This is a genomic window from Catenulispora yoronensis (assembly GCF_039531695.1).
Classification (GTDB): Bacteria; Actinomycetota; Actinomycetes; order Streptomycetales; family Catenulisporaceae; genus Catenulispora; species Catenulispora yoronensis.
In genome coordinates this window covers 23,689-40,382 of record NZ_BAAAQN010000070.1, presented here as the reverse complement: position 1 = coordinate 40,382, position 16,694 = coordinate 23,689, and the positions used below count along the sequence as shown (strand labels likewise).

The 16,694-nt window shown below is 70.3% G+C and carries 14 protein-coding genes; 5 read left to right on the top strand and 9 right to left on the bottom strand.

The features are described 5' to 3' along the window. On the top strand, positions 1–534 hold the full coding sequence (locus ABD481_RS39165; RefSeq protein ID WP_344670947.1) for a GtrA family protein: 534 nt from the start codon (positions 1–3) through the stop codon (positions 532–534). 194 nt (positions 535–728) lie between these two features. On the opposite strand, the gene ABD481_RS39160 is transcribed toward ABD481_RS39165, so the two are convergent. Next, the gene (locus tag ABD481_RS39160; RefSeq protein WP_344670946.1) at positions 729–2,033 is read right to left on the bottom strand and encodes a sensor histidine kinase; all 1,305 of its coding nucleotides are present in this window, start codon (positions 2,031–2,033) and stop codon (positions 729–731) included. Positions 2,034–2,048: 15 nt separating this feature from the next. After that, positions 2,049–2,717: a response regulator transcription factor gene (locus tag ABD481_RS39155; protein ID WP_012785064.1), complete on the bottom strand. Its 669-nt coding sequence runs from the start codon at positions 2,715–2,717 to the stop codon at positions 2,049–2,051. 93 nt (positions 2,718–2,810) lie between these two features. Here ABD481_RS39155 and ABD481_RS39150 point away from each other — a divergent pair, with 93 nt between their 5' ends. Both ABD481_RS39150 and ABD481_RS39145 read left to right on the top strand, forming a co-directional pair. Continuing rightward, on the top strand, positions 2,811–4,325 hold the full coding sequence (locus ABD481_RS39150; RefSeq protein ID WP_344670945.1) for a peptide MFS transporter: 1,515 nt from the start codon (positions 2,811–2,813) through the stop codon (positions 4,323–4,325). Positions 4,326–4,626: 301 nt separating this feature from the next. Continuing rightward, positions 4,627–5,541 carry a 2-dehydropantoate 2-reductase gene (locus ABD481_RS39145; RefSeq protein ID WP_344670944.1) on the top strand — a complete coding sequence of 305 codons (915 nt, stop codon included), beginning with the start codon at positions 4,627–4,629 and terminating at the stop codon, positions 5,539–5,541. A gap of 691 nt (positions 5,542–6,232) precedes the next feature. Here the strand turns inward: ABD481_RS39145 and ABD481_RS39140 are convergent. From ABD481_RS39140 to ABD481_RS39130, 3 genes are all read right to left on the bottom strand, one after another. After that, complete coding sequence (locus ABD481_RS39140; protein ID WP_344670943.1) at positions 6,233–7,045, bottom strand: aggregation-promoting factor C-terminal-like domain-containing protein; 813 nt, start codon at positions 7,043–7,045, stop codon at positions 6,233–6,235. Positions 7,046–7,374: 329 nt separating this feature from the next. Then, a complete protein-coding gene (locus ABD481_RS39135; protein ID WP_344670942.1) occupies positions 7,375–9,246 on the bottom strand; it encodes an ABC transporter ATP-binding protein in 1,872 nt (623 codons plus the stop codon). Next, entirely contained in the window at positions 9,243–11,108 is a 1,866-nt protein-coding gene (locus tag ABD481_RS39130) for an ABC transporter ATP-binding protein (protein ID WP_344670941.1), read from the bottom strand. Before ABD481_RS39130 ends, ABD481_RS39135 begins: the two co-directional genes overlap by 4 nt. Before the next feature lie 196 nt (positions 11,109–11,304). On the opposite strand from ABD481_RS39130, the gene fdhD reads away from it, so the two are divergent. Beyond that, positions 11,305–12,189 carry a formate dehydrogenase accessory sulfurtransferase FdhD gene (fdhD, locus tag ABD481_RS39125; RefSeq protein WP_344670940.1) on the top strand — a complete coding sequence of 295 codons (885 nt, stop codon included), beginning with the start codon at positions 11,305–11,307 and terminating at the stop codon, positions 12,187–12,189. A gap of 70 nt (positions 12,190–12,259) precedes the next feature. Here the strand turns inward: fdhD and ABD481_RS39120 are convergent, their stop codons facing one another. Beyond that, positions 12,260–13,369, bottom strand: a complete 1,110-nt coding sequence (locus ABD481_RS39120) for a GGDEF domain-containing protein (RefSeq protein ID WP_344670939.1) — start codon at positions 13,367–13,369, stop codon at positions 12,260–12,262. A 121-nt stretch (positions 13,370–13,490) separates the two neighbouring features. On the opposite strand from ABD481_RS39120, the gene ABD481_RS39115 reads away from it, so the two are divergent. Further along, the gene (locus ABD481_RS39115; protein ID WP_344670938.1) at positions 13,491–13,763 is read left to right on the top strand and encodes a hypothetical protein; all 273 of its coding nucleotides are present in this window, start codon (positions 13,491–13,493) and stop codon (positions 13,761–13,763) included. An 11-nt stretch (positions 13,764–13,774) separates the two neighbouring features. Here ABD481_RS39115 and ABD481_RS39110 read toward each other — a convergent pair whose 3' ends face one another. The 3 genes from ABD481_RS39110 to ABD481_RS39100 form a co-directional block, all read right to left on the bottom strand. Then, a complete protein-coding gene (locus tag ABD481_RS39110) occupies positions 13,775–14,689 on the bottom strand; it encodes a hydroxymethylglutaryl-CoA lyase (protein ID WP_344670937.1) in 915 nt (304 codons plus the stop codon). 141 nt (positions 14,690–14,830) lie between these two features. Then, positions 14,831–16,030 carry an adenylate/guanylate cyclase domain-containing protein gene (locus ABD481_RS39105; RefSeq protein ID WP_344670936.1) on the bottom strand — a complete coding sequence of 400 codons (1,200 nt, stop codon included), beginning with the start codon at positions 16,028–16,030 and terminating at the stop codon, positions 14,831–14,833. 45 nt (positions 16,031–16,075) lie between these two features. Continuing rightward, complete coding sequence (locus ABD481_RS39100) at positions 16,076–16,618, bottom strand: PH domain-containing protein (RefSeq protein WP_344670935.1); 543 nt, start codon at positions 16,616–16,618, stop codon at positions 16,076–16,078. Between the last annotated feature and the right edge of the window lie 76 nt (positions 16,619–16,694).

The following is a 16,694-nucleotide window of genomic DNA, read 5'->3' as shown; positions in this document are numbered from 1 at the left end:
GTGCTCGTCGCCAAAGCCTTCTCGACCGTTCGCAAGCTGTACGCCGAAATGCTCAAGTTCGGCGTGGTCGGAGCGGTCGGAGTCCTCGCTGACGTCTCCAGCTCCAACCTGCTCTGGCAGCTCACCGGGCTGGGCCACACCGTGGCCTCGGTCGGCGGGACGATGGTCGCCACGGTGACCGCCTATATAGGCAATCGGTACTGGGTGTTCCGGGACCGGCCTGCGGACGCCCGCCGGCGGGAGATGGCGCTGTTCGCGCTGATCAGCTTGATCGGGCTGATCATTGAGAACAGCTTCGTGTTCGTTGCCGACCAGGTACTGGGCTTCCACAGCATCGCCGCGGCCAATGTCGCGAAGTTCATCTTCGGGCTGCCGGTGGCTGGGGTGTTCCGGTTCACGAGCTCGCATTTGCTGGTGTTTCCGGAGTCGCAGGCGGATGCTGACGCTGGGAGCGGGGCCGAGGGCGCGGTGGAGAGCTCGGAGGGGGCGGGTTCGCACAACGGGGATCGGGCTGCGGGGGCAGCGGCCGGTTGAGGCCTAAGCCGCAAGCCAGTTAAGGCCGAGGCTGGGCAGCCGGTTGACCCCTGCTCGAAATTTCCGATCAGCCTTACCGGGACCAAATTGCCCAGCCAGGTCGAGTCGCCACTCGTGAGCACTTTCCGGGGTAGCCCTGCCTGACCCAGCGGCAGGAGCTGACCCCCGAAGGCGAGCCCAAGCGCCCCCGAGGATCAGCGCGCAATCACCGACAGCGGCGAATGCTCGGTGAGGAACACCGCGAACACCGCCGGCCGCTGCAACACCAGGTTCAGCCGCCCGCCGTCGGCCTCGGCCAGCTCCCGCGCCACGGCCAGCCCCAGGCCGGTCGAGCCGCGCGAGGACGCCCCGCGCTCGAAGAGTTTGACCTCCAGGTCCGGCGCTATGCCCTCGCCCTCGTCGCCGACCTCCACCACGACCGAGCCGCCGGTGGCCCGGGTGTGCACGGTGACCGTGCCGGCGCCGTGGATCAGCGAGTTCTCCAGCAGCGTGGACAGGATCTGCGAGAAGGCGCCGGGGGTGGCCATCGCCATCAGGCGCCGCTCGCCGGAGACCACGATCCCGCGCCGCATCGACTGGTACGCCGGGCGCCACTCGTGCACCTGCTGCCGGATCACGGTGTCGACCTCGATCGGCACCGCCAGGTCCGAGCGCCGGTGGGTGCGGGCCGTGGTCAGTAGCCGCTGCACCACGTCGGTGAGGCGCTCCACCTGGGACAGCGCCACCTCGGCCTCGTCCCGGACGGTCTGCGGGTCGTCGGCCAGCGCGATGATCTCCTCCAGCCGCATCGACAGCGCGGCCAGCGGGGTGCGCAGCTCGTGCGAGGCCTCGGCGGCCAGCCGGCGCTCGGCGCCCAGCATGGTGGAGATCCGGTCCGCGGAGCTGTCGATCACCTCGGCGACCCGGTCCAGCTCGCTGATGCCGTAGCGGCGGTGCCGCGGCCGCGGGTCGCCGGAGCCGAGGCGCTCGGCGGTGGCGGCCAGCTCCTCCAGCGGCTTGGTGAGCCGGCGGGCCTGCAGGTAGGTCAGGCCGGTGGCGGCGACCAGCACGGCCAGCGCCACGCCCCCGATCAGGTACATCGAGCTGCGGATCTGGCGGTCGGCGGGAGCCCGCGGGGCTTGCACGATGACGTGCACGCTGACGTTGTTCAGCACGTGGTTGACGGTGTAGCTGGCGGTGAACGCCTGGGCGCCGGCCGGCAGCGAGTGGACCCGCAGCGGCAGCTTGCCGTCGACGATCACGGTGACGACGTGGTCGGGGGCGACCATCCGCTCCACGTTGGGCCCGTAGTCGGCCAGCGGGACGGCGTTGACGCCGTTCGGGCTGGCCTTGCTGACCTGCATCGACATCGTCTCGCCGAGCATCTGCGCCTCGGTGACGATCACCGTCTTGGTGCTGCTGTCGACCGAGCGCACCTCCAGCACCGCCAGCGGGACGCCGAGCAGGATGACCACCATCATCACCACCAGGAAGGTGGAGGAGACCAGGCGACGGCGCACCGCGGGGCCCCGGGCTCAGCCGCGCTCGAAGCGGAAGCCGACGCCGCGCACCGTGGTGATGAACCGCGGCCGCGACGCCTCGTCGCCGAGCTTCTTGCGCAGCCACGAGATGTGCATGTCCAGGGTCTTGGTGGAGGACCACCAGGTGGTGTCCCAGACCTCGCGCATCAGCTGGTCCCGGGTGACCACCCGGCCGACCTCGCGGACCAGCACCCGGAGCAGGTCGAACTCCTTGGCGGTCAGGTTCAGCTCCTGGTCGCCGAGGTAGGCGCGGTGCGACTCGATGTCTATCCGCACGCCGTGCACGCCGTTGCCCAGGTCCGGGGTGCCGCGCCGGAGCAGGGCCCGCACCCGGGCCAGCAGCTCGGCCAGCCGGAACGGCTTGGTGACGTAGTCGTCGGCGCCGGCGTCCAGGCCGACGACGGTGTCCACCTCGTCGGCGCGGGCGGTCAGCACCAGCACCGGGAAGGTGTGGCCGTCGGCGCGCAGCCGGCGGCAGACCTCCAGGCCGTCCATCCCGGGCAGGCCCAGGTCCAGGACCACCAGGTCGACGCCGCTCTGGCCGGCCAGCAGGGCCCCCGGGCCGTCGGCGCGGACGGTGACCTCGTAGCCCTCACGGCGGAGCGCACGCGCCAGCGGTTCGGAGATGGCGGCGTCGTCCTCGGCGAGCAGTACACGGGTCATAAGTGTGATGGTAATCGGGGTCGCCCGAGTGTCGCTCCCCCATCCGGAGCATTGTCGGTAATGCGGAGAGCCCCCGCGGGGATGGGGGATCGCATGACGACCATCGACGCTCCGTATCCAGCCGGTGGCGAACCGCCGCACGGCGAGGCGCCGCCGGAGGACGACAAGGCGTTCTTCGGTCAGCCCAAGGGGCTGCGGACCCTGTTCGCGACGGAGTTCTGGGAGCGCTACAGCTTCTACGGCATGCGCGGGCTGCTGGTGCTGTTCCTGACGGACACCGTGGCCAACGGCGGGCTGGGGTTCTCCACGGAGACCGGGAACAGCTTCCTGGGCATCTACAACAGCCTGGTCTATTTGATGGCGCTGCCGGGCGGGTGGATCGCCGACCGGATCTGGGGTGCCAGACGGTCGGTGCTGTGGGGCGGCGTCATCATCGCGGTGGGGCACTACGTGATGGCGGTGCCGAGCGAGCCGACGACGTTCATCGGGCTGGGATTGATCGTCCTAGGCACCGGTCTGTTGAAACCCAATATCTCGGCTCAGGTCGGCGATCTGTATCACGAGCACGACAGGCGGCGGGACGCCGGTTTCACGGTGTTCTATATGGCGATCAACATGGGTGGGTTCCTGGCGCCGTTGACCGCGGGGTGGGTCGGGCAGCACATCAACTACCACTTGGGGTTCGGGTGCGCGGCGCTCGGTATGACGTTCGCAGTGATCTTCTATGTGGCGCAGGGGAAGTACCTGGGGACGATCGGGTTGTGGCCGCCGAAGCCGATCGCCGGGCCGGAGTTGCGGCGGGCGCTGCGGTTGGCGGCGTTGGTGGTCGTGGTGGTGTTGGCGATCGTGCTGGGGTGGATGGCTTTCACGCAGTGGAGCGTGGCGGCGTTCTCGGACGCGCTGGCGGCGCCGATCATCGTCTCGCCGATCGTGTACTTCGGGTTCATGTTCGGGCGCGGGGGGCTGTCGAGCGGGGAGGCGCCGAAGCTGGCGGCGTTCGTGGCGTTCTTCATCGGGGCCACGGTGTTCTGGATGATCTACGACCAGTCGGGGAGTCAGCTGAACCTGTTCGCGGCGGACAAGACGAACTTGTCGATCTTCGGGTGGCAGATGCCCGCGGTGTGGCTCCAGTCGGCGAATCCGTTCTACATCATGGTGTTCGCGCCGGTGTTCGCGTGGATGTGGGAGCGGTTGGGGGATCGGGCGCCGCGGACGTCGGTGAAGTTCGCGATCGCGTTGGTTTTCATCGGGCTGTCGTTCTTTGTCATGAGTCTGGCGGGGAAGAACGCGACGCCGACGCATAAGGTGTCGATCGCGTTCTTGGCGGTGACGTATTTGTTGCAGACGTTTGGGGAGTTGTGTTTGTCGCCGGTGGGGTTGTCGGTGACTACGCAGTTGGCGCCGGCGCGGTATGCGGGGCAGATGCTGGGGTTGTGGTTTTTGGCTACGGCGGTGGGGAATGCGTTGAATGTTTATGTGACGAAGTTGAGTACGGTGATGAGTGATTTTGCGTACTTTTTGTCTATTGGGTGTGTTGCGGTGGGGATTGGGGTGGTGGCGTTTTTGACGGCGCCGTTGGTGAATCGGTTGATGGGGGATGTGCGGTGAGGAGGGGGGTGTGCGGTGGGGATGACGGCGTGCGGTGGGGGTGTGCGGTGAGGGTGAGGGTGTGCGGTGAGGGTGTGCGGTGAGGGTGTGCGGTGAGGGTGGGGGTGTGCGGTGAGGGTGAGGGTGTGCGGTGAGGGTGTGCGGTGGGGCCTGAGTAGAACCGGAAGTCCTCGGGAGCGGGTCGACCCTGCGGCCCTGCGGACGGCGGGCCTGGCGCAGCGCGGTGAACTCGACGGTCATGTTTGTGGCAACCACTTGCTGGTTAGGCGCTATTCCAGATTCGCACATACGCTTGACGGCCATGGCGGACATAGCGGTGGTGGGGCCTGGCGCTATCGGTTCGGTCGCGGCGCTGGCCGCGCAGCAGGCGGGGCGGCACAACGTCACCCTCTGCGCGCGGCGGGACCCGGGGGCGCTCCGAGTGGTCGACGACGTCTCGGGGGAGGTCACCGAGCTGACGATGCCGGTGCTGACGTCCCCGGACGGGGTGACGGGTCCGGTGGAGTGGGTGCTGCTGGCGGTGAAGGCGCATCAGACGGACGGCGCGGCGGGGTATTTGAACGCGCTGTGCACGCCGGCGACGACGGTGGTCGCGTTGCAGAACGGTGTGGAGCACGTGGCGCGGGTGGCGCCGCACGCGAACGATGCCAGGGTGCTGCCGGCGATCGTGTGGATCAGCGCCGAACCGACCGGGCCGAGCGAGGTGACGGTGCGGAACAACATCTCGTCGCTGTTGCAGGTGCCGGCGGGGCCGGAGGGCGAGGAGTTCGCACGGCTGCTGGAGGGTGCGCCGGCGGTGGAGGTGGAGCTGGTCTCGGACTTCACGACGGCGGCGTGGCGGAAGCTGACGACGAACGCGATCGCCGGGATCATGGCCGCGACGGGGCGGCGGGCGGCGGTGTATCAGCGGGAGGATGTGCGGGAGCTGGCGCTGGGGTTGGCGCGCGAGACGCTGGCGGTGGCGCGGGCGGAGGGGGCGGCGCTGGCGGAGGAGGAGGCGGAGGCGTTGGTGGGGATCTTCGAGCGGATGGATCCGGAGATCGGGTCGTCGATTTTGTTTGATCGGTTGGCGGGGCGGGAGTTGGAGTGGGACGCGAGGAACGGGGTGGTGCGGAGGTTGGGGCGGAGGCATGGGATTGGGACGCCGGTGTCGGATGTTTTGGTGCCGGTGTTGGCGGCGGCTTCGGGGGTTGAGGTGGGGGGTGGGGAGGAGTAGGGCGGGTGCTGTTGGGTGGGGGTGGGTTTTAAGGCTTTTTTGACGACCTTCGGCCATGGTGCTGACTGGTCGGTGGCGGTCGTTGGGTGGGGTGCGGTCGGTCTCCGAGAACTGTTGCGGGGGTGGGGAAAGGCCAGATCAAAGGCCAGATCAAAGGCCAGTCAAGGTCAACTGCGCCTCCGGCGGCCCCTCCGGGGAGGGCCTCGCTCTGGAAAGAGTGGGCCAGGCGGTTACCTTGCCTTAGCGCTGTGGTTCCGGTTTCGGTCCCGGCCTTTCCGTCGCATCGTCGCCTAAAGGAATCACACCGCCCAGGCGGTATCAAGGCGACCCTTCAGGCTTGTACCCCGGCTCATGCGAGCCTTGACACCGCCTGGGCGGCGCGATTGGCTACGCCCGCCGACGCGACGGAAAGACCGGAACCGAAGACCTAACTCTTGGTCAAACCAAAAGTCAAAAGCGGGGCAGCCGGTTGTGATGATTACCGGTCCTGCTGGCCGCCACCGGTCGCGATGCTGGTGAGGCGACCAGTCGCGATGCCAATTGGTCTGGCTGGCCGCTGGCGGTGCCGCTATCAGGGGGCGGCGATCGCGCAAACAGTAACCCGGTCGGCTGCTGCGGGCTGAAAGCTCTCGCGGAAGGTGTGCCGACCGGGTTTGGGGTTGCGGCAGGGTTTGGTGCCGGGCCCGGGGTTCTAGTACCAGCTGTGGTTCTGCCAGAAGGTCCACGCGGCGCAGGGGGAGCCGTAGCGGCCTGTCATGTAGGCGAGGGCCCATTTGATTTGGATTGTTGCGCTGTTGCGCCAGTCGGAGCCGTATTCGGCCATTTTGCTGCCTGGGAGGGCTTGGGGGAGGCCGTAGGCGCCGGAGCTGGGGTTGGTGGCGTGGATGTTCCAGCTGGATTCGCGGTTGATGATGTTGGCGAAGCAGGCGTATTGGCCGGAGGGGACCAGTTGTTTGGCTATGGCTTGGGCTTGGGCCGGGGTGGCGTTGATGCCCAGGTCGGTGGTGGACGAGGTGGTGGTGCTCGTCGTGGTGGGGGTGGTGGTGGTTTTTGGTGCTGTGGGCTTGCTGGTGGTGGACGTCGAGGGTCGGGTGGTGGTCGACGTTGTGGGGTGGGTGGTGGGTGCGGCGGAGCTGGTGTCCGACGTCGGGGTCGGGGTGCTCGGCGGCGGGGTGGTGGGGGGTGTGGTGGGGGCCGCTGTGGAGGGGGTGGTGGGCGGCGTGGTGAGGTCCGCGCGTTGGAGGTCGCGGTCGGCTGCCGGGGGGTTGGTGGTGCGGGCTGCCAGGAGGCCGGCGGCGGCTGCCTGGTTGGGGTCCTGGGCGGCTGATTCGGTGCTGTTGCGGAGGGCGTCTTGGTGCAGGTGGAGGCCGGTGGCTACGCCGCCGCTGACGGCCAGGACGCTGCCGACCGCGGCTGCGGTGCGGACTTTGCCCTTGGCGTTGTTGATCTTGCCGGGCTTGGCGTGGCTGGCGACGTGTCTGCCGGAGCCGGATATGCCGGACAAAGGGGGCCTTCCGCCGTGCTGCGCCTCCTGGGCGCGGGGTGGGTGTTCGGTTCGAACGCCCGCGCGAGGCCTGTCGGGAATGAACCCTGCCGGAGCGTGGGGCGGCTGCTCAAGGTGGACGGACCGAAGATGACCCGGGTTTTGCGAAGTCTTGGCGTTACGGTGCGCGGTGGAATGGTTACGGCTAAAGGGTTATAGGGCGTGCGGCCAGGGGGGTTGGTAGATCGACTGCACGTGCAGGCGGCGGGGGCGGCGGCACGGGAGGACGGGGGGTGCGACGAACGTCACGGCCCGGCGGGAGACGCCGGGCCGTGATTTTTTGCACTGGATCAGACCAGTGATTCGCGCCAGGCTTGGTGGAGGTCGGCGAAGTGGCCGGAGCCGGCGGCCAGGAGGGCGGTCGGGTCGCCGTCCTCGATGATGCGGCCTTCTTCCATCACCAGGACGCGGTCGGCGATCTCGACGGTGGACAGGCGGTGGGCGATGATCAGGGCCGTGCGATCGGCCAGGATGGTGCGCAGGGCCCGCTGGACCATGCGTTCGCTGGGGACGTCCAGGGAGCTCGTGGCCTCGTCCAGGACCAGGACCGCCGGGTCGGCGATGAAGGCGCGGGCGAAGGCGACCAGTTGGCGCTGGCCGGCGGACAGGCGGCCGCCGCGCTTCTTGACGTCGGTGTCGTAGCCGTCCGGCAGGGCGCTGATGAATTCGTGGGCGCCGATGGCCTGGGCCGCGGCCACTACTTCGTCGCGGGTGGCGTCCGGTTTGCCGAAGGCGATGTTGTCGGCGACGGAGCCGGTGAACAGGAAGTTCTCCTGCGTCACCATCACCACGGCGCGGCGCAGGTCGGTGTCGGACAGGTCGCGGACGTCCACGCCGTCGACGCGCACGGCGCCGGTCTGCGGGTCGTAGAAGCGGCACAGGAGGCGGGCCAGGGTGGACTTGCCCGCTCCGGTCGCGCCGACCAGGGCCACGGTCTGTCCGGCCGGGACTTCGAGGTCCAGCAGGGGCAGGATCACCTTGCCGCTGGTGCTGATGTCCTCGGCTTCGGGGCTCTCGTCGGACTCGCGCTTGGGATAGGCGAAGCGGACGCTGTCGAAGGAGACGGCACCCAGGACGGGTGAGGGCAGCTGCTTCGGGTTCGCGGGCTCCGGCAGTTCGTTGGCCTCCGCGAGGATCCCGGACAGCTTCTCCAGGGCCGCGGTGCCGCTCTGGAAGGAGTTGTAGAACATGGCGATGTCCTCCAGCGGGTGGAAGAAGCGCCGGAGGTAGAGCACGAAGCCGACCAGGACGCCGATCTGCATGTCCCCGTCCATCACGCGCAGGCCGCCGTAGACCACGACGGCGGCGGTGGTGACCGCGGCGATGGTCTTCATGCCGGGGATGAAGATGGCCAGCAGGTTCATGGCCCGGGCGTTGGCCGCCCGGTAGTCGTCGTTGAGCTGCCCGAAGATCTCCTCGTTGCGGGGCTCGCGGCGGAAGGCCTTCACCGCGCGGATGCCGTTGCAGGTCTCCACGAAGTGCACGATCAGCGCCGCGATGGTCTCCCGGGTGCGGCGGTAGGCGACCGCGGAGTGCCGGGAGAACCAGCGCATCAGGAGCAGCATCAGGGGCAGCGCGAGCACCACGACGAAGGTCAGCGGCACGTCCAGCACCGCCATCATGACGCCGATCGCGGACACCGTCAGCAGCGCGTCGAGCAGGCCGTCCAGGCCGTTGTCGATCAGGTCGTTCAGGGCGTCCGGGTCGGAGGTCAGGCGGCTGATGACGCGGCCGGAGGTGTAGTTCTCGTGGAAGGCCACCGGCAGGGCCTGGAACTTGCCGAAGACCATGCGGCGCAGGTTCAGCAGCATGGTCTGGCCGATGCGCCCCACCTTGTTGAGGAACACCGCGCGCAGGCCGGAGGCGATGACGGCGGAGACCACCATGCCCACGAAGACCGCGATGATCGGGCCCCAGTCGCCGGTGCGCAGCGCCGGGATGCCGCGGTCGATGCCGACCGCGACCAGGTAGGGGCCGGCCATGTTGAACACGGTCTGCACCAGGACCATGCCGGTGCAGAAGATCAGTTCTCTGCGATGGGGGCGGACGAGCTCGCCCAGCAGCCGGCGGCTGCGGGCGCGCAGGCGCAGGCCCGCCTGGTTCGGCAGGTCGTCCGGTTTCTCCGCGGCCACGCCGCGCCAGTCGGTCGTGGTCGTCGTCACCGGGTCGCCTCCAGCAGTTCGCCCTCGCTCGCCCCGAGCTCGTCGGCGGCGTCGACCAGGTCAGAGGTCTGCGACAGGATGTCCCGGTACGCGGGGCAGCTGCGCAGCAGTTCCTGGTGGGTCCCGACGGCCGCGATGGTGGAGCCCTGCGCGCCGGCCGGGGACAGCAGCACCACCCGGTCGGCGAGCAGCACCGTGGACGGCCGGTGCGCCACCACCAGGCCGGTGGTGGCGCGCAGCACGCTGTGCAGGGCCTGTTCCACCTTGCCCTCGGTATGGATGTCCAGGGCCGAGAGCGGGTCGTCCAGCACCAGGACGGACGGGCGGCCGAGCACCGCGCGGGCCAGGGCCACGCGCTGCCGCTGGCCGCCGGACAGGGTCAGGCCCTGCTCCCCCACCCGGGTGTCCAGGCCCCAGGGCAGGTCGTGGACGAACTCCGCCTGGGCCACCGCCAGCGCCTCGTCGAGCTGCTCGTCGGTGGCGTCCGGGACGCCCATCGTGAGGTTCTCGCGCACCGAGGCGGAGAACAGCGTCGGGTCCTCGAAGGCGCACGCCACGGTGCGGCGCAGTTCGGCCAGCGGCAGGTCGCGGACGTCGACGCCGTCGACCAGCACCCGGCCGCCGGTCGGGTCGTACAGACGCGGCACCAGCGCGGTCAGGGTGGTCTTCCCACAACCAGTGGGTCCGACCAGCGCGACCGTCTCCCCGGGGGCGACGCGCAGATCGAAGCCGCTGACGATGGGCTTGGAGGAGTTGGGGTAGTGGAAGCTGACGTCCTCGAAGACCAGCTCGCCGCCGTGGCCGCCGTCGGCGCGGCGGGTGGTCTCGGCGTCGGCGATCGCCGGGACGGTGTCCAGCACCTCCCAGATCCGCTCGGCGGCCGAGTTCGCCTCCTGGCTCTGCGCCATCAGCCAGGCCATCGACTCGATCGGCCACAGCAGCGTCAGGTACAGGGAGATGAAGGCGACCAGGGTGCCCAGGGACAGCACGCCGGAGGACACCGCGTAGGCGCCGATCAGCACGCACAGCGAGAGCACGGCCTGCGGCTGGAAGACGAACACCGCCCACAGCTCCGACAGGGTCCTGATCTTCTGCAGCTCCAGCCGGCGCAGCTGCCGGGCCCGGGCGTCGAACTGCCCGAACAGCAGGCCCTGGCGGCCGAAGGCCTTGATCGCCCGGATGCCCAGCGCGGACTCCTCGACCAGGGTGGCGACGTCGCCGGCCTGGTCCTGGGCGGCGCGGGACTGCCGGTGGTAGCGGCGGTCGACGACCCGGCCGTAGGCGATCAGCGGGATCGACGCGGCGTAGATGATCAGGCCCATCACCGGGTGGATGACCACCAGCGCCCCGCCGACCAGCAGGAAGGTGGCGCTGTTGACGACCAGGAAGATCAGCGCGAAGCCGAAGAACCGGCGGATGCTGCTGATGTCGCCGGACACCCGCGAGACCAGCTGCCCGGACTGCCAGGAGTCGTGGAAGGCCACCGGCAGCTTCTGCAGGTGGCGGTAGAAGGCGTTCCGGATGTCGGTCTCGATGCCGAGCGCGGCGCGTTGCAGGAACCAGCGCCGCAGCCAGAACAAGGCGGCCTCGGCCAGGCCGAACAGCAGCACCAGACCGCCGAGCGGCCACAGCGCGGCCTTGTCGTGGTGGGCGATCGGCCCGTCGATCAGGTTCTTGGTGAGCAGCGGCACGGCGACGCCGACGAGGGTCGCGCCCAGTGCCGCCAGTGCCATCAGGATCATCTGCCCGCGGTAGGGGCGGATGAACGGTGTCAGGCGGCGCAGCGAGCGGAACGCGCCGCGCCCGGGTTCATCGGGGATCTTGGGTTTACCGGGGACCTGTTCAGCTGGCGTCGACTCCATGGCTTGGATGGTAGAGAATGCCTATGACACTTCTCACCTGGTTTTTAGGCGGGAATGTCAGTGGTGGAAAATCGCTTGCCCATTACCGGGGGAACCTGGGATGCTGAAGCTAGGGGACATCTGTGATGAGAGCCTTTTCGCGACGGTCTCAAAGGGACGGCGGGCGACGACGGGCTTCGATGAGCAGGGTCACGGAATGAGCAGGGTCACGGCACGGCGGCGCGTGGTACGGCTGGACGGGACCGGCGACGGTGCCGCGGCCCGGCGCGGCGGCGAGGAGCACCTGGCCGCCGAGGAACCCCTGGAGCTCCGGATCGGCGGGCAGCCGTTCACGGTGACCATGCGGACCCCGGGCGACGACTTCGACCTGGTGGCCGGACACCTGGTGGCCGAGGGGGTGCTGGGCGCCCCGGCGGACGTGGTCCGCATGAAGTTCTGCTCGGCCGACAACGGCTGTTCCTCCACCGCGTACACGGACGGCGAGGCCTCGCTGGCGTTCGCCGACGGGGATCCGCTGAACATCGTGGACGTGACCCTCGCCCCCGGGGTGGAGCTGCCGGAGGAGCGGCTGCGGCGGTCGTCCTACATCAGCAGCGCCTGCGGAGTCTGCGGGAAGACGTCGATCGACGCGGTGCGCGCCACGGTGCGCTGGCCGGTCGAGGACGACGACGTGAAGGTGTCGGCGGAGACGCTGTTCGCGCTTCCGGACCGGATGCGCGCGGCGCAGAAGGTGTTCGCGAAGACCGGCGGGCTGCACGCGGCGGCGCTGTTCGACGCCGAGGGCGAGCTGCTGTGCCTGCGCGAGGACGTGGGCCGGCACAACGCCGTCGACAAGGTGCTGGGCTGGGCGCTGCGCGCGGACCGGCTGCCGTTGCGCGGCCACGTGCTGGCGGTGAGCGGGCGGGCGTCGTTCGAGCTGGTGCAGAAGGCGGTGGCCGGAGGGATCCCGGTGCTGGCGGCGGTCTCGGCGCCGTCGTCGCTGGCGGTGACGCTGGCGGCGGATTCGGGAGTGACGCTGGTCGGGTTCCTGCGGGGGCGGACGGCGAATGTGTACAGCGGGGCCGAGCGGGTCATCGCTTAGCGTTGACGCTTTGCCTCATTCAGCGCCGCGGACCGTGGCTCCGGCGGTCGATCCGGCAGCCCGGTTCGAATCAGCGTCCGCCACGGCGTATTCGCCGCCGGTCCCGCGAAGCGGCGGTCGGCGCCGCTACCGACGTGGCCTGGATCCGCAGCAGGTGCCGGGCCCCGGCGGCGACCGGCTGCTGGAGTCCTTCGCGCTTGGCCTCGTACTGGGCGGCGTCGGCGAGGCGAAAGAGCATGTCGCGGTTGGCGACCGGGCCGGCCGGACCGTCGGTGGCGGCGTAGCCGACCGCGGCGCCGTCGATGCCGTCCATCTTGGCGGCGCGGGACGCGAGCTCCTCGGCCAGCCGGTCGACGGTGGCCGAGGGCTGGCCCACCACCAGGATGCTGAACTCGTCGCCGCCGATCCGGGCGGCCAGGGCCCCGCTCACCGAGCCGGCCACCGCGGACAGGTGGCCCGCCAGCTGCTCCAGGACCGCGTCGCCGGTGTCGTGCCCGGCGGTGTCGTTGACCTGCTTGAGGCCGTTGACGTCGCAGACGATCAGGCCGACCGGCAGGCCGGTGAGGCGGTGCAGCTCCATCGCCTCGTCCAGGCCGACCTCGATGGCGCGGCGGTTGGCCAGCCCGGTGAGCTCGTCGGTGTAGGCCAGGCGCTCCAGGTACTCCTGCCGGTCGGCCTGTGCCAGCCCGGCGCTGACCAGGGCCGCCAGCGTGGCGGCGAAGTCCAGGTCGTCGTCGGTGTAGGGGGCCTGGTCGGCGGTGCGCGCCGCGTACAGCTCGCCCCACACCTGCCCGGCGAAGAATATCGGCGCTATCAGGGCGCTGTGCCGCTTGCGGAGCTGGAGCGAGGCGGTGCGGCGGGGGTCGGCCTCGGCGTCGTCGCTCTGGAGCGTCCACGGCCGGGGGTACTCCTCGGAGACGATCCGCGGGAAGTCCGAGGGCGCGTACCACTCCTCCTCCGGGTAGCGCTCCTCGAAGGGCCGCAGGTCGCCGTGGTTGATCAGCACCCGCAGCTGGCCGGTGGCCCGCACGAACTCCGACAGCGACACCACCCGCGCTTCGAGCGCCTGGCGCGACTCCTCGGCCGCGACGGTGATCACTTCGGAGAAGCCGTGCACCCGCGCCAGCGCGCGGGCCAGGTCGGTGAGCGCTCGGAGGCGGATCGACGTTTGATCAGCCATTTCCACCTGCCCCGTTCGCCATCACGGGACCACGCTAAGTGATCTCCCGGGGCTGTGCCACTTCACCCGTCCGGGCGATGGTCCGCCGCTTCCCCGGCCGGGGTCGGTACCGTGGCCCGACGTGACCGGAGCCCCGCACCCAGCCCCGCACCCAGCCACGCACCCCGCGCCGCACCCCCAGCACCCGGCCGGCGACGACCCGGCGGACGGCCCGAAGGACGGCCCGATGGACGGTCTGGCCGACGTCCGTGCCCGGGCCGCCGAGGCCGGGGTGTCGGTTTCCGAATACGTGCGCGAGGCGCTGTGGCGCGCTCGGAGCGAGGAGGCGTGGGAGCGCGCCTTGGCGCAGGCCAGGGAGGAGACGGGAGAGGGACCCGGACCGCGGTCCGGGTAGCCCCTCCCCCGCTACGCCCGCGCCAGCCGGGTCCGCGGTCCGGCCCGCAGCACCTGCGAAGGCAGGGTGCGGCCGACGGCGCGTTCGGCGTAGGCGGCGGTCTCGAGCAGGGCTTCGAGGTCGACACCGGTGTCGATGCCCATGTCCTCGACCATGTGGACCAGCTCCTCGGTGGCGATGTTGCCGGAGGCGCCGGGGGCGTAGGGGCAGCCGCCGAGGCCGCCGACGGAGGCGTCGAAGTCGGTGACGCCGAGTTGCAGGGCGGCCAGGACGTTCGCCAGGCCGGTGCCGCGGGTGTTGTGGAAGTGCAGGTTGAGGGGCTTGTCGGGGTGGGCCGAGCGGGTCTCGCCGATCAGCCGGGTGACGCGGGTGGGGGTGGCCATGCCGGTGGTGTCGCCGTAGGACAGGGAGTCGGCGCCGTGGGCGGCGGCGGTGCCGGCCACCCAGAGCACGCGCTCGGTGGGGACCTCGCCCTCGTAGGGGCAGCCCCAGGCGGTGGAGACGATCACCTGGACGGTGGCGCCGCGGCCGTGCGCCAGGTCGATGATGGCGGCGATGTCGTCGAGGGACTCGGCGGTGCCGCGGTTCAGGTTCTTCTTGTTGTGGGTGTCCGAGGCCGAGACCACGACCTCGATCTCGCTGAAGCCCGCGTCCAGGGCCCGTTCGGCGCCCTTCAGGTTCGGGACCAGCGCCGAGTAGCGGACGCCGGAGGCCCGGGTCATCCGGTCGGCGACCTCGGCGGCGTCGGCCATCTGCGGGATCGCGCGGGGGTGGACGAAGGACACCGCCTCGATGCGCGACACACCGGTACCGGACAAGCGGTCGATCAGCTCGATCTTGGCCTCGGTGGAGACGGGGTCCTCGTTCTGGAGGCCGTCGCGGGGTCCGACTTCACGGAGCGACAGCGCTGTCGGCAGATCGGTCATGGTAATGACGCTAACAGCGGTGTCTCACAATAAGGACAGCGGGCCGCCAGACCCTCAGATTCGGGGCGGTGGCGGGCGACGGGGGGGCGTGAATACAGCCACGGTGCTTGAGCTGCGGTGATTTATGCGGAGTGAGGCCTGTCAGTCGGCCGCGGTCAGGACCGACGGCTCGACCTCGCCGATCCCCCGCACCATGCGCACGCCGATCGGCTGCATCGCGAACGCGGCGTCGGTGACCAGCGCCGCGGCCAGCTCCGGGTCGATCACGATCTGGTCCGGCTCGGCCATCGAGGTCAGGCGCGCGGCCAGGTTCACCGTGGTGCCGTAGATGTCGCCGTTGCGCTGCACGACGTGCCCGTACGCGACACCGATCCGCAGCTCCGGGACCGCCTCGGTGCGGCGCATGGAGGCCAGCAGGTCCAGCGCGATGCGGGCGGCGCGGGCCGGGGAGTCGGCGGCGAACATGATCTCGTCACCGAGGGTCTTGATCAGCCGGCCGCCGCCGTAGGCCACGGTGTCGGCGGCGTTGGCCTCGAACACCGACACCAGGTGGGCCAGCTCCTCCTCGGACAGCTGCCGGGACAGGCGGGTGAAGGAGACCAGGTCGGCGAAGCCGACGGCCTGCAGGCCCTCGGCGTGCTCCTGCAACTGCTGGCGGACCCGGCCGGCGGCCGCGGCCAGCTGGCGGCGCCAGACGTAGACCAGCAGCTCCTCCAGCTCGGGCAGGACCCGGCGGCCGATGCGGTAGCCGGTCTCGGCCATCTCGTTCGGGCCGACGCCGGCCGTGTCGAAGGCGTCGAACAGCGCGTCGACCTGCCATTCGGCCAGGCGGGCCGTGGTCTGGCCCATGGAGCGGGCCACCAGGGTGGCGAACTCCTCGGTGAACAGGCCGCTGCGGGACAGGCCGCCCAGGCGGAGCAGGGCGTCGACGTCGGCGTCGGTGAAGGCGCGGGCCTGGCCGACGTCGGCGAAGCCCATGGCGCGCCAGTAGCGGCGGGCCTCGTCGTAGGGGATGCCCGCGGCCTTGCAGACCTCGTAGGCGGTGTGGCGGGGCACGCCGCCGAGCAGCAGGGACTCCAGGTCGTCGCCGCCGGCCTGGCGTCTGCGGATGGTGCCGGGGGTGAGGCCGGGGGCGGTGGTGGAGCCGGGAGCGACGGGGGCGGTGGGCGTGGTGGGCGTGGCGGCGACGGAAACCGCCGCCGGCCCCAGCCCCGGCCCGGACCCGAAGGCGCGCGGGCGCGCGGGGGCGGGGTCGCCGCCGGGCGCGGCGGCGGGGACGGTCGTGGGGACCGTCCCTTCCGCCGCCGCCTCGCCGCCGTCCGCCGGCCCCCTGCGCGCCATCGTGCTCCGTACTCCAGCCCTGGTCGTCGTCGAAATCCGCGCCGCCTACCGGCGGTGGCGCTCCTCGGAGTCGGCCTCGGCCTCCTCGACCGCGCCGGCGCTGCCGACGTTGCTGATCAGGTTGGTCAGCTCCCGCTGCGTGGCCTCCACGTGCGGAATGTCCTGAAGCTGCTCCTGACCGTGCTCGCCGGCCGACTCCACCACCAGGGTGCCACAGCCCAGGATCCGGTCCAGCAGGCCGTTGTGCTCGAAGGACACGTCGTTGATCTTGACCAGCGGCATGTCCCGGCCGTGCCGGTGTATGAAGCCCTCGCGGATGATGAGCCGCTTGTTGGTCACGACGTAGTTCTTGTTCAGCCAGATGATCCACGGGCGCAGTGTGAAGATGACGATGTCGATCAGCGCGAGCGCGCCGACCCCGATCGCCAAGTACTTGCGCGCGTCACCGGTGGAGAACCCGACCGCGGCACCGAACGCGGCTACCGCGACGATCAGGTTCAGCACCGGAAGGATCAGGGCCTTCCAGTGCGGACGCATGGCGAGGTCTATCTGCTCGCCGGGCGCCAGCAGGTGCTTGGGGTAACCCATTTCGTCACAACTCCCTCAGCTCCGCGCCTCCCCCCTGTGAGGAAGCGAAGGTCTTTGTCGCCACGCATATTGGCAG

Bases quoted from the DNA above. Each gene is read 5' to 3' on its own strand.
- ABD481_RS39155 (WP_012785064.1), bottom strand. From the start codon at position 2,717: ATGACCCGTGTACTGCTCGCCGAGGACGACGCCGCCATCTCCGAACCG.
- ABD481_RS39150 (WP_344670945.1), top strand. From the start codon at position 2,811: ATGACGACCATCGACGCTCCGTATCCAGCCGGTGGCGAACCGCCGCAC.
- ABD481_RS39145 (WP_344670944.1), top strand. From the start codon at position 4,627: ATGGCGGACATAGCGGTGGTGGGGCCTGGCGCTATCGGTTCGGTCGCG.
- ABD481_RS39130 (WP_344670941.1), bottom strand. From the start codon at position 11,108: ATGGAGTCGACGCCAGCTGAACAGGTCCCCGGTAAACCCAAGATCCCC.
- fdhD (WP_344670940.1), top strand. From the start codon at position 11,305: ATGAGCAGGGTCACGGCACGGCGGCGCGTGGTACGGCTGGACGGGACC.
- ABD481_RS39120 (WP_344670939.1), bottom strand. From the start codon at position 13,369: ATGGCTGATCAAACGTCGATCCGCCTCCGAGCGCTCACCGACCTGGCC.
- ABD481_RS39110 (WP_344670937.1), bottom strand. From the start codon at position 14,689: ATGACCGATCTGCCGACAGCGCTGTCGCTCCGTGAAGTCGGACCCCGC.
- ABD481_RS39105 (WP_344670936.1), bottom strand. From the start codon at position 16,030: ATGGCGCGCAGGGGGCCGGCGGACGGCGGCGAGGCGGCGGCGGAAGGG.
- ABD481_RS39100 (WP_344670935.1), bottom strand. From the start codon at position 16,618: ATGGGTTACCCCAAGCACCTGCTGGCGCCCGGCGAGCAGATAGACCTC.